The organism is Halorubrum sp. Eb13, from assembly GCF_002252895.1.
Lineage (GTDB): Archaea > Halobacteriota > Halobacteria > Halobacteriales > Haloferacaceae > Halorubrum.
In genome coordinates, this window is record NZ_NHPE01000143.1 from 98,452 (window position 1) to 110,585 (window position 12,134).

The 12,134-nt window shown below is 70.8% G+C and carries 12 protein-coding genes; 6 read left to right on the forward strand and 6 right to left on the reverse strand.

What is annotated here, in order from left to right:
- Positions 1-156 precede the first annotated feature (156 nt).
- Positions 157-3,228 carry an FAD-binding and (Fe-S)-binding domain-containing protein gene (locus DJ75_RS16775; RefSeq protein WP_094525590.1) on the forward strand — a complete coding sequence of 1,024 codons (3,072 nt, stop codon included), beginning with the start codon at positions 157-159 and terminating at the stop codon, positions 3,226-3,228.
- A 124-nt stretch (positions 3,229-3,352) separates the two neighbouring features.
- On the opposite strand, the gene DJ75_RS16780 is transcribed toward DJ75_RS16775, so the two are convergent.
- From DJ75_RS16780 to DJ75_RS16790, 3 genes are all read right to left on the reverse strand, one after another.
- Complete coding sequence (locus tag DJ75_RS16780; RefSeq protein WP_094525592.1) at positions 3,353-3,562, reverse strand: hypothetical protein; 210 nt, start codon at positions 3,560-3,562, stop codon at positions 3,353-3,355.
- Between the two features lie 21 nt (positions 3,563-3,583).
- Positions 3,584-4,579: a DUF5787 family protein gene (locus DJ75_RS16785; RefSeq protein ID WP_094525594.1), complete on the reverse strand. Its 996-nt coding sequence runs from the start codon at positions 4,577-4,579 to the stop codon at positions 3,584-3,586.
- 163 nt (positions 4,580-4,742) lie between these two features.
- The gene (locus DJ75_RS16790) at positions 4,743-5,189 is read right to left on the reverse strand and encodes a bis(5'-nucleosyl)-tetraphosphatase (protein WP_094525596.1); all 447 of its coding nucleotides are present in this window, start codon (positions 5,187-5,189) and stop codon (positions 4,743-4,745) included.
- 160 nt (positions 5,190-5,349) lie between these two features.
- Here DJ75_RS16790 and DJ75_RS16795 point away from each other — a divergent pair, with 160 nt between their 5' ends.
- The 4 genes from DJ75_RS16795 to DJ75_RS16810 all read left to right on the forward strand — a co-directional run bounded on the left by DJ75_RS16795 (position 5,350) and on the right by DJ75_RS16810 (position 7,854).
- Positions 5,350-5,682, forward strand: a complete 333-nt coding sequence (locus DJ75_RS16795; RefSeq protein WP_094525597.1) for an uS10/mL48 family ribosomal protein — start codon at positions 5,350-5,352, stop codon at positions 5,680-5,682.
- 111 nt (positions 5,683-5,793) lie between these two features.
- A complete protein-coding gene (locus DJ75_RS16800; RefSeq protein WP_094525599.1) occupies positions 5,794-7,074 on the forward strand; it encodes an amidohydrolase in 1,281 nt (426 codons plus the stop codon).
- 151 nt (positions 7,075-7,225) lie between these two features.
- A complete protein-coding gene (locus DJ75_RS16805; protein WP_094525601.1) occupies positions 7,226-7,504 on the forward strand; it encodes a winged helix-turn-helix domain-containing protein in 279 nt (92 codons plus the stop codon).
- A 47-nt stretch (positions 7,505-7,551) separates the two neighbouring features.
- Positions 7,552-7,854 carry a hypothetical protein gene (locus tag DJ75_RS16810; protein WP_094525603.1) on the forward strand — a complete coding sequence of 101 codons (303 nt, stop codon included), beginning with the start codon at positions 7,552-7,554 and terminating at the stop codon, positions 7,852-7,854.
- Between the two features lie 42 nt (positions 7,855-7,896).
- Here DJ75_RS16810 and DJ75_RS16815 read toward each other — a convergent pair whose 3' ends face one another.
- Complete coding sequence (locus DJ75_RS16815; protein WP_094525605.1) at positions 7,897-9,267, reverse strand: geranylgeranyl reductase family protein; 1,371 nt, start codon at positions 9,265-9,267, stop codon at positions 7,897-7,899.
- A gap of 179 nt (positions 9,268-9,446) precedes the next feature.
- On the opposite strand from DJ75_RS16815, the gene DJ75_RS16820 reads away from it, so the two are divergent.
- The gene (locus DJ75_RS16820) at positions 9,447-9,770 is read left to right on the forward strand and encodes a hypothetical protein (protein WP_094525607.1); all 324 of its coding nucleotides are present in this window, start codon (positions 9,447-9,449) and stop codon (positions 9,768-9,770) included.
- Between the two features lie 22 nt (positions 9,771-9,792).
- On the opposite strand, the gene DJ75_RS16825 is transcribed toward DJ75_RS16820, so the two are convergent.
- Together DJ75_RS16825 and DJ75_RS16830 are read right to left on the reverse strand one after the other, a co-directional pair.
- A complete protein-coding gene (locus DJ75_RS16825; RefSeq protein WP_094525609.1) occupies positions 9,793-10,893 on the reverse strand; it encodes an ABC transporter permease in 1,101 nt (366 codons plus the stop codon).
- Positions 10,886-12,133, reverse strand: a complete 1,248-nt coding sequence (locus tag DJ75_RS16830; RefSeq protein WP_094525610.1) for an ABC transporter permease — start codon at positions 12,131-12,133, stop codon at positions 10,886-10,888. Before DJ75_RS16830 ends, DJ75_RS16825 begins: the two co-directional genes overlap by 8 nt.
- Position 12,134: the final 1 nt, after the last annotated feature.

A 12,134-nucleotide genomic window follows, 5' to 3' on the forward strand; every position in this document is an offset into this window, starting at 1 on the left:
ATATATATGGGTGTTCCGCCGGCTCCCGCGCGTCGGTGATTCCGGCGGCCGCCCCGTCGCTCGCCGCGGCGGGCGCTCGCGCTCCCGACCGGTTCTGGTTCCCGTCTGCTCTGCGGGGTCAGGGGATTTTTCATAGTTCGACCGTGAAGGTTTCTCATGGCAACTAACACGCCGGACCCGGACCCGCGGGACGGGGGGGACTTCGACTACACCGGGGGCGAGACCGAGCGTCCGGAGCTCGTGGCCGCGCTCGAACGCCGAGTCGACGGTGACGTGCGGTTCGACGACTACTCGAAGCGGCTCTACGCGACCGACGCCTCGGCGTACGAGGTGACGCCCATCGGCGTCGTGATGCCCGAATCGACCGCGGACGTGGCGGCGGTCCAGGAGTACTGCTTCGCCGAGGGGATCCCCGTGCTACCGCGGGGCGGCGGCACGTCGCTCGCCGGGCAGACCGTGAACGAGGCGGTCGTCCTCGATCTCACGGACTCGATGGACTCCGTGCTCTCGACCGACCCGGACGCGGCGACGGCCCGGGTCCAGGCGGGGGCGTACGTAGGCGACCTCAACGCGGCGGTCGAGCCGCACGGGCTGAAGTTCGCGCCCGACCCGGCGTGGCGCGACAAGTCCGCGGTCGGCGGCGCGATCGGTAACAACTCCACCGGTTCGCACTCGCTGAAGTACGGGAAGACGGACCACTACGTCGAGGAGGCCGAGGTCGTGCTCGCGGACGGGACGGTGACGACCTTCGGCGAGGTCGCCGTCGACGACCTCCGCGAGTCCGCCGACGCCGACGCCGACGCGCTCCTCCCGCGGATCCACGCCGAAATCGTCCGGATCCTCGACGAGGAGGCCGACGAGATCGACGAGCGCTACCCCGAGATGAAGCGGAACGTCTCCGGCTACAACCTCGATCGGCTGCTCGCCGAGCACCGCGGCGAGTACGGCGAGGCGGGCGTCGTCAACCTCGCTCGGCTCATGGCCGGCAGCGAGGGGACGCTCGCGACCGTCACCGAGGCGACGGTCTCGCTCGTCGAGATCCCCCACACGAAGGCGGTCGCGCTGCTGACGTACGACGACCTCCTCGACGCGATGGAGGACGTGGCGCCGATCTTAGCGCACGACCCCGCCGCCGTCGAGGTGATGGACGACGTCCTGCTGGGGCTCGCCGCCGACACGCCGGAGTTCGCCGACGTCGTCGGGATGCTGCCCGAGGGGACGAGCTCCGTCCTCCTCGTCGAGTTCTACGCCGAGGGCGACGCGGACGGGAAGCAGAAGGTCGCGGACCTCGTCGCCGACCGGGTGGGCGCGACCGACGACCGTCCCCGGCCCGAGACGGAGTCGAACCCGAGCGAGGGCGCCGCCGACGTGACGAGCCAGCCGCGCCGCGCGGTCCACGCGATGGAGGCGCACGACGCCGAGCAGCGCGACCGGTTCTGGAAGATGCGCAAGTCCGGGCTCCCGATCCTCCTCTCGCGGACCACCGACGAGAAGCACATCTCCTTCATCGAGGACTGCGCGATCCCGCCGGAGCACCTCCCCGAGTACACCCGCGAGTTCCAGGAGATCCTCGAGGACAACGGCACGTTCGCGACGTTCTACGCGCACGCCGGCCCCGGCGTGCTCCACATCCGGCCGCTGATCAACACGAAGGAGGTCGACGACGTCGAGGCGATGGTCGACATCGCCGACCGCGTCACCGACGCCGTGGTCCGGCTCGGCGGGTCGGTCTCCGGCGAGCACGGGGACGGGCACGCTCGGACCCAGTGGAACCGGAAGCTGTACGGCGACGAGCTCTGGGGGTCGTTCCGCGACCTCAAGACCGCGTTCGACCCCGACTGGCTGCTCAACCCCGGGAACGTCTGCGGCGACTTCGACATGAGCGAGAACCTCCGGTTCGACTCGGAGTACGACTACGACGCCGGCTTCGACCCCGCGATGGAGTGGGCCATCGACAACGGGATGCAGGGGATGGTCGAGCTCTGTCACGGCTGCGGCGGCTGTCGGGGGCCACAGGAGACGACCGGCGGGGTGATGTGTCCGACGTACCGCGCCTCGGAGGAGGAGATCCAAGCGACTCGCGGCCGAGCGAACATGCTTCGGGGCGCCATCTCGGGGGATCTGCCCGACGACCCCACCGGCGACGAGTTCGTCACGGAGGTGATGGACCTCTGCGTCGGCTGTAAGGGGTGTAAGGTGGACTGCCCGAGCGGCGTCGACATGGCGAAGCTGAAGGCCGAGGTCGAGCACGCCCACCACGAGGAGCACGGGATCGACCTGCGGACACGACTGCTCGGCAACTTCGAGTCGCTCGCGCCGCTCGGCTCGAAGCTCGCGCCGCTCTCGAACCTCCCGGGGAAGATTCCCGGCGCCGGTCTCGTCATGGAGAAGGCCCTGGGAATCGCGAAGGAGCGCGACCTGCCGACGTTCCGCTCTGAGACGCTGACGGACTGGTTCGAGGCCCGCGGCGGCGCCGGCGTTCCCCGCGACGAGGCCGACCGCGAGGTCCTCCTGTTCCCCGACGTGTACACCACCTACACGAACCCCGGCGCCGGGAAGGCCGCGGTCCGGGTGTTGGAGGCCGCGAACTGCCACGTCGAGATCCCGGACGTCGACGGGAGCGGGCGCCCGCCGCACTCGAAGGGGATGCTCGACGAGTCGCGCGCGGCGGCGAGAGACGCCGTGGAGACGCTCGCGCCCGAGGTCAGCGACGGCCGCGACGTGGTCGTCGTGGAGCCGACCGACGCCGTGATGCTCCAGTCCGACTACCACGACCTGCTCGACGGCGACGCCAGCGACGTGCCGGACGCCGACGTGACGACCGTCTCGGAGAACACCTACGGCGTCATGGAGTACGTCGACGCCCACCGGCTCGACGAGGCGATCGACCTCGACGCCCCCACGGAGTCGCTCACGTACCACGGCCACTGCCACCAGAAGGCGACGAAGAAGGACCACCACGCGGTCGGCGTGCTCCGCCGCGCGGGCTACGGCGTCGACCCCTTGGACTCCTCCTGTTGCGGGATGGCGGGCTCGTTCGGCTACGAGGCCGAGCACTACTCGATGAGCAAGGCGATCGGCCGGATCCTCTTCGACCAGGTCGCGGAGAGCGACGGCGACGCGGTCGTCGCCCCCGGCGCCTCGTGCCGGACGCAGCTGAAGGAGCGCGACGCCGGCGCCCCGGAGCCGCCGCACCCGGTGGAGAAGCTCGCGGCCGCGCTGGCGTAAGCGGCGCCGGCGTCGGTGGTGGTCGCGTCGACGTGGGCTACGGCGGCGTCAAGCTCGGCTGCAGCGTTGCCCTCGCCGGTGGCTACGGGGCGCCCGCGGGCGGCTCGGTCGGTCTCGACGCGCCTCACCCCGCGTTCGAGCGCACGTTCGCCGTGACGAGGGCGATCAGGTACGAGAACGCCGGGAACGTCACCGCGACCACCGCGAGAAACGCCGGATCGAGTCCGGCAGGGTCGTCGGAGAGCCACCCGGTGTACTGGAGGACGGCCAGCGTGAGGACCACGACCGCCGTGTTGAGCGCGTACTCGGGGAGCGAGGGGCTCGGGAACCGCATACACCCGGCTGGCGCCGCCGCTCACTCAACGCTTTCGACGCGGTCCCGCTCGCGCTCGCGACGTCGCCCTAGCACCCGCTTGAACCCCTTCCCGGGACCGCCTTCGATAGGCCACCCCCTCGTTCGCCACTGGGGCGGTTCGGGCGAGAACTCCGGGCAGGAGCCCGAACACTCCCGCGCGGTCGGAACCTTCTCTTTCGCGGCGCAGTGCGGGACGAGCGACCGCCCCTCGCGGCGGAGCTCGAAGTGGCGGCAGTCCGGGCGCATCGTCTCGTGGTACGAGCGCCACCCCTTCCCGTAGGCGCGCTCGGCGATCTCCACGCGGAGGGTCTCCGTCTCGGGGTCGCGACGCTCGTCGCCTGCGGGCGCGAGGTCGCTCGGGTGCCACGCCACGCTCGCCGCGTCGGCGCGGACGCCGTCGGAGAAGTCGGTCGCGAGGATCCCGGCCTCGACCGGCATCTCGCGGAGCAGCGCGGGCTCGACGCGCTCGCCCGTCGTCTCGGTCGCGAGCCACGCCTCGTCGGCGAGGGCGGTGTCGACGTCGTGGGCGAGCTGGTCGGCGAGCCGGTCGGCCGCCGAGCGGTCCAAGTCGGGCTTGTTCTCGACCGCGACGATCCGGTCGACCCAGTCCGGGTACGGCCGCTTCCGGCGGAGCTGGATCCGGTTGTTCCGCCGGCGTTTTTCGATCAGGTCGCGGCCCGCGGCGCGGTGGACCGCCCGCCGGACGTAACGCCACGGGTAGCCGGGGTGCGGGAGCGCGTCGCGGTACCACGACCACTCCGCCGGCGCGTGGCGGACGACGTGGAGGAGGTCGGAGTCGATGGCCCGCTCGCCGAAGGCGCGCCGAGCCGCGAACGCGGCGGGGTCGACCTCGATCACGACCGTGTCCCAGCGGCGCTCCTTCGTGCCGAGCTGCCGGGCGACGATCGCGGGTCGCGGGCCGCCGCTCGGGTGCCACGCCAGCTCGGCGTACCGACAGACGAGGAGCTCGTAGCCGAATTCGGCGTCCGGAGTCACGACTTCGGTAGTGCGGCACCAGTTAAAAGCGAACCGCCCGCGTTATCGCTCTGGCGTCGGTCGCCCGCTCGGACGGGGTCGACGGCCTCGATGCGGCGGAACCGCTTAGACGCGCCCCAGTGCGGCGGAACCGCTTAGACGCGCCCCAGTGCGGCGGAACCGTTTAGACGTAGTCGCCGGTCTCGTCGTCCTTCCGCTCGTCGAGGTAGTCGTGAGCGTCCTCGAGGATCTCGCGGGGCCCGTTCTGGGTGATCGTGTTGAGCGCCTGGTCGTAGTCGCGCCACTGCAGGTCTCGGTGCTCGTTCGAGATCTCGGCGCTCGCCTCGAACGAGCGCGCGATGAACAGGTGAACCGTCTTGTGGATGGTGTTACCGTTCGCCTCGAACACGTAGTCGTACTCCTTGCGGAAGCCGTCGATCAGCCGGAAATCCTCGATTCCGGCCTCCTCCGACACCTCCCTGATCGCCGTCTGCTGGAGCTCCTCGTCCCCCTCGACCCCGCCTTTGGGGAACTCCCAGTCCCCCGGTCGGCTCTTCAGGAGGAGGTACTCCCGTTCGCCGCGGGTGTCGCGGAAGAGGATGGCTCCGGCACTGGTCGCTTCGACCGTCATTAGCGTCAGGTAAGCAAGCACCCTTAAAGAGCGTGTCGGACTCGCGAACGCCGCGGCGGGCGTCGGAGCGGCCGATCGGGGCCGACCGCCGTCGGTCCCGGGCTCAGCGGGTAGATGCGCTTTTACCCCTCCGCCGACGATGCACTGACGACCCCCAGCCATGACATTCGTCACGAAACTCTCCTTCGCCTCCGGCGACCGCGACGTGCTCGCCGAGACGGTGGCGGACCTCAAGTCGACGCTCGAACGCAAGGGCGCGGAGTGTAAGGGCCCGCACGCCACGCCCGCCGAGACCGTCCGCGTCCCGCTGTATAAACAGCTCCGCGCCGGCGACGAGTTCTCGCCGTGGAGCTACTCGGTGTACAAGCGCTCGATGGAGATCCACGGCGCCGACGACGTCGCCCGCGAGGTCGTCGGCCGCGACTTCCCCGACTCGATCCACGTCGAGGTCGAGGTCGACCAGAAGAAGCCGCTCGGCCACCGCCGGGACTGATTTTATACGGGCGGCGGCCTCGCGGTTCGGTCCTCGTCGGCGACCGCGACGGCCGCGGCCAGTCGGTTCCGCCACGCGATCTTTTAAGCCCGCGCGAGGCCACACACGCCCATGAGCGCGCTCGAATCCGACGCCTACCGCGAGTTCCGCCGCGACCTCCACCGCCACCCCGAGCCCGCGTGGCGCGAGTTCTACACCACCGCCCGGATCGTCGAGGAGCTCAGGCAACGAGACCTGACCGAGCTGCACGTCGGCCGCGACGCTCTCGCGACCGAAAACCGGATGAACGTCCCCGACGACGACGAGCTCGCCGCGTGGGAGCAGCGCGCCCGCGACGCCGGCGCCGACCCCGACGTCGTCGACGAGCTCTCCGGGGGGTACACCGGCTGCGTCGCCGTCGTCGAGCGCGGCGACGGTCCCGTGATCGGGCTCCGCGTCGACATCGACGCGCTGCCGATCCGCGAGTCCGAGGACGCCGACCACGCCCCCGTCACCGAGGGGTTCCGCTCGGAGCGCGAGGGGTTCATGCACGCCTGCGGCCACGACGCCCACGCGACGATGGGGCTCGGGACGCTCGACGCGGTGCTCGACTCCGACTTCGCGGGCACGCTGAAGGTGTTCTTCCAGCCCGGCGAGGAGCAGGTGGCGGGCGGGAAGCCGATGGCCGAGTCCGGCCACCTCGACGACGTCGACTACCTGTACGCGGTCCACGTCGGCCTGGATCACCCCTCCGGCGAGGTCGTCTGCGGCGTCGACGGCTTCCTCGCGGTCCGGCACTTCCTCGCCGAGTTCACCGGGGCGCCGGCCCACGCCGGCGCGCGACCGGAGCAGGGACGCAACGCCGTCCAGGCGATGGCGGCGGCGGTCCAGAACCTCTACGCGATCCCCCGCCACGCCGACGGTCCGACCCGGGTGAACGCCGGGCTCGTCGGCGGCGGCACCGCGACGAACATCATCCCCGAGGAGTCGTACGTCGAGGGGGAGCTCCGGGGCGCGACGACGGAATTGGCCGCGTACATGTCCGACCACGCCGATCGGATCCTGGAGTCGGCCGCCGCGATGCACGACTGCGAGGTCGACGTGGCGACGAAGGGAGAGGCCCCGAGCGCGACCAGCGACGACGCGCTCGCCGGGATCGTCGGCGGGGTCGCCGGCGAGACCGCGGGCGTCACGAGCGTCGTCGACAGCGACGACCTTGGCGGCTCCGAGGACGCCACCTACCTGATGCAGGCGGTTCAGGAGAACGGCGGGCTCGCCTGCTACGTCGGCGTCGGCACCGACCATCCGGGCGGCCACCACACGAGCACCTTCGACGTGGTCGAGGGCGACATCGCGATCGGCATCGACGTGCTGAGCGGGGCGATCCTGCGGGTCGCCGAGACGCGTCCGTGAGGCCGACGCGGCGCGCCGACGCGTGACGGTCGCGACCGGCCGCGCTCGTCGCCGCGACCGCTGCCGCGATCGCCGACGCGAGCGGCTCGCACCGGGTGCGATCGCTTCCTCCGGCGGTAGGTTTAGGCGCCGCGAACCCCTCGTTCGAGGCATGGAGGCCGCCCTCTGGTACGTGCTCACCGGCACCCGCGGCGGCCCGAACAGGGTCCGGATACTCACGGCGATCGACGACCGGCCGCGGAACGCGAACCAGCTGGCCGAGCACCTCGACCTGGACTACACGACGGTGCGGCACCACCTCGACGTGCTCCGCGAGCACGACGTCGTCGAGCGCACGGGCGACGGCTACGGCACGGTGTACTACCCGACCGAGGGAACCCGGCGGCACTGGGACCTCGTCGAGGAGATCGCCGACGGGCTCCCGGTATGACTGCGACGACCCCTCGCGACCGCGACGGCGCGCCCGGGGTGTGAGCGATGGAGTGGGTCGACGTCGCGCGCGTCAGCGTCGCCGTCAACGTCGCGATGCTGTCCGCGCTCACGTGGGTGTGGGCGCGGAACTACCTCGCGTTCCGCTCGAAGCACTCGATCGGCCTCGCGGCGTTCGGCGCCGTGCTGTTGGCGCAGAACGCGCTGTCGCTGTACTTCTACCTGTATCACCCCGTGTTGGCCGGATGGTTCGCGACCGACATGCCGTCGCTCGCGTGGCGGGCGAACGTCGTCGTCCACGTGTTCCAGACGGTCGCGCTGGCATTTCTGATGTGGGTGACGTGGGACTGAACGCGCGGCCTCGGAGGGGTACCGGCCGGTCGACCGGCCCGCTCAGTACTTCGCGTCGGCGCCGGTCGTCTCGTAGATCCGGTCCATGATCGCGTCGCGCTCGCCGGTCCAGTTCGCCATCGCCGCCGGGCTGGTCGGGTACGACTCGTAATGCGCGAGCAGCTCGTCCGCGAGCGACTTCGTCTGGTAGAAGTTCCGTATCGTCCCCCAGTAGCCGAAGCTCTTGACGGCGGCCTTCAGCTTCAGCCCGAACGACATCGACGTGGAGCCCTCGTACAGCGCCTCCGCGAGCTTCTCGCCCGGGAGGGCGGCGAGCAGCCCCATGAGGTCGTCCACGTCGACCGCGGTCGAGAGCACGTTGTACACGTCGAGCCCGGCGTAGCGCCCGCCGAAGTGGTCCATCACGCGGGTGTTGTACCGCCAGAGGTTCTCCTCGCTGACGTCGCCGTCGGAGACCGCCTTCACGGCCTGTTCGCCGGCGTACTTGCCCGCGTACGCCGCCCCGGCGATGCCGCCGCCGGTCGTCGGGTTGACGTGGCCCGCGGCGTCGCCGACCGCCATGTACCCCGGCGCGACCGCCGAGTCGTACGGGCGGCGGGTCGGGAGCGCGGCGCCGAGCTTATCGCGGACCTCGGCGCCCTCGAACTCGGGGCGGTCCCGGAGGTCGCGCTTCAGCGCCTCGACGAGCTGCATCGGCTCCTCGTTCATCTGGAACCCCAGCCCGGCGTTGATCTCGGTGCTGGTCCGCGGGAAGTACCAGAGGTAGCCGGCGGCGCGGTCGGTCGCCTTGAAGACGAGTGCGTCGTCCCACTCGACCGGCTCCGGCACCTCGACGATCTCGCGGTACGCGGAGCAGAACTGCGAGTAGCGCACGTTGGTGTCGAACGTCGTCCCCTCGAAGTCCGCCTTGTCCTGGAGCAGCGACAGCGACCCGGCGCCGTCGATCACGAGGTCGGCCTCGTAGGTGACGGGCTCGCCCGCCCGCTTCGCGCGTAGTCCCGTGACCCGCCCGTCGACGGCCTGAACCACGTCGTTGATCACGGTGTCGTAGTGGAACTCCACGCCCGCGTCCTCGGCGCCCGCGATGATCCGGCGGCCGTACTCCCAGCGGTCGATGACCGCCAGCTCGCCGGGCACGGGGATCTCGAGGACCGTGTCCTCCTGCGGGATCTCGAACCGGCCGTGGTCGACGCCGGTGTTCGTGAACGCCGGTTCAAGCCGCTCTTTCGGGATGGCTTCCGGGAAGGCGTCGGCGCCCTTCAGGGCGTCGCCGCAGGCGATGTGGCCCGCCTCTTCCTCGTCTTTTCGCTCGACGATGACGACGTCGAGCCCCTCGTTCGCGATCGTCGCAGCGGCGTAACAGCCGGCGGTCCCGGCGCCGGCCACGACGACGTCGTACTCGTCGATGGTCATGTCACGTGGGTCGTTCCCCCGGTGGCAAAACTCTTTGTTCCCGATTCGGTCCCCTCGGAACCGACACGAGGGGCGGGAGCCGACGCTCGGTGGCGGATCGCGATCGGGACCGCTCCCGGTGAGCGGCGCTCCCCCGTCCGGCCCTCGTTTTTAACGGACGTGCGCCCCTGAAGCCGGTTATGACCGGACTCGACCACGTCGACACGGACCGGCTCCGGGAGTGGCTCCCGGAGGTCCGCGAGGGGGAGACGACCGCCGCGACGATGCTCACCGTCGCGTACGACGAGGGAATCGGGGCGGGCGAACTCGCCTCGTGGTACGGCCGGTCGACCGAGTCGGTCGAGGAGACGATCGCGGCGCTCGACTCTCCCGACCAGGTCGCCGAGATCGCACGACTCGAAGGGGTCAACGTGGACGGGGTCGACCTCCCGTTCGCGGAGCTCGAGGAGCTTTCCGTCAGCGAGGCGGCGAGCGCGATCCGCGACCGCGCCGAAAGGGAGTGACCCGCGGACCGCGACGCCGGCCTCACTCCTCCGTCTCGTAGTGCTCGCCGGCCGCCTCCGGGAGCCGCGTCCGACCGACCAAGGCGAGGACGAGGATGACCACCACGAACGGGGTGATCCGGATGAGCTGGCGGGGGATCCCGATCCCCTGGAGTTGGAGCACGGTCTGGACCGCGTCGAGCCCGGCGAACAGCATCGTCGAGAGGAACGCCCCGACCGGGTTGTAGTTCCCGAACAGGTACGCCACGATGGCGATGAACCCCTTCCCGTTGACCATCGTCGGGCCGTTGCCGGTGAACTGGCCGAGGTCGAGCGACAGCGCCGCGCCGCCCATTCCCGCGAGCACGCCAGAGATCAGCACCGCCGCGTACCGGACGCGGGTGACGCTCACGCCCGCGGTGTCGAGCGCCTTCGGGTTCTCGCCGCTCGCGCGGATCCACCGGCCGAACGCCGTCCGCTCGAAGACGTACCACGAGCCGAAGACGGCGGCGAACAGCATGTACACCGACGGCGAGGCCGAGAAGAGCGCGCCGAAGAACGGGATGTCGGCGAGCACCGGCACCGTGATCGACGGCGACGTCGCCACGGTCGGCGTGTTCGGGCTGCCGTAGATCACCTGCGAGGCGAACGGGGCGAGCCCCAGCGCGATGAGCCAGACCGCGAGCCCGGCGATGATCTGGTCCGCGCGGAACCCGATCGTCACGACGGCGAACAGCGCCGCGAGCAGCGTGCTCGCGACCACCCCGCCGGCGAAGCCGACCCAGACCCCGCCGGTGAGGTCGGCGACGTAGATGGCGCTGAACGCCGAGATGATCAGGAGCCCCTCCAGCCCGATGTTGATCACGCCCGACTTCTCGGCGAAGATCCCGCCGAGGGCGGCGAACGCGATGGGCACGGAGAGCCGCAGCGCCGCCGCGAGCGTGTTCCGGCTCGTGAGCGCGTCCGAGAGCGTCCCGGCGATCGAGTCCGGGAACAGCAGCCCGGCGACCAAAAGCGCGACGACCGCGGCGACCGTCACGCCGGCGACGAGCGCCCGCGTCGTGTAGCGGTCGAGGAAGCCCGCTCCCTCGGCCTTCCCGGCGGCGGTCCCGGAGTCGGTGCGGTCCGCGGGCGCGTCACTCATCGGCCTCACCCCCCCGGTCGCCGTCGGTGCCGCCGTCGGTCGCGACCGCCTTCGGCTTCGATCCCGCGCCCGGCAGCCCGCGGGCCAGAAGCCGGAAGAACTCCGGCATCGCCACGAACAGGATAATGAGCCCGCGGAGGACCCCCACGAGCTGTGGCGGAACGTCGGTCGCGAACTGGACGACCGTCGTCCCGCTCTTCAGCACGCCGAACAGCAGCGCGGCGATGCCGACGCCGAGCGGGTTGTTTCCGGCGAGGATCGAGACGGTGATCCCATCGAAGCCGTAGGCGGGGATCCCCGTCTGGAACGTTCCGAGCACCATCATCACGTACATCGCGCCGGCGATGCCGCCGAGCGCGCCGGAGAGCGTCAGGCTCGCGACGACGGTGCGCTTGGCGTCGACGCCGCCGTACTCGGCCGCCTCGGGCTGGACGCCGCTCGTCCGGACGTCGTACCCGAAGGCCGTGTGTTCGAGGACGTAGTACAGCGCGCCGACGGCGAGGAGCCCGAACAGCAGCGCGACGATCGAGAAGTCCTGGCGGCCGCCGAACAGCAGGGCCGGGAACTGCGCGAACTCCGGCAGCGGCACGGTCTGGTTCGCGGCGCTGTTCGGGTCCTTGAAGATCCCGCTGACCAGATACAGCGCGACCCCGGTCGCGATGAAGTTGAGCATGATCGTCGTGATCACCTCGTTGGCGTCGGCGTACGCCTTCAGCAGGCCCGGAACCGCGCCGTAGAGTCCGCCGAACACCGCGCCGACGAGAAGCCCGAACGGGATCAACACGACGGTGCCGAGGGTCCCCGACACGAGCGACGACGCCCAGAGGACGCCGAGCGCGGTCGCCAGCGCGCCGACGACCATCTGTCCCTGCGTCCCGATGTTGAAGATCCCGGCGCGGAACGCCAGCGCGACCGAGAGCCCGGTGAACAGAAGCAGCGTCGACTCCCGGAGCGTGACCGCGAACTGCCCGTTCGGCGACCAACTGCCGCTGAACGGGTCGCCGAGCGCTCCGAGGAAGAGGCGGTCGAAGACGACGACGGGGTCGTAGCAGAACCCGGTGCCGAAGTAGTACACCGCCTCGCCGGCGGTGCACGTCGTCATCCGACCGGCCACGAGCACCAGCACCGCGCCGATGAGCACGGAGAGGACGAGCGCCGCCGTGCTGATCAGGATCCGCTCGGTCGCTGACGCGTCGACGAGCCGAGAGAGCGCGTCCCGCGCGCGGTCGGCGGCGCTCACG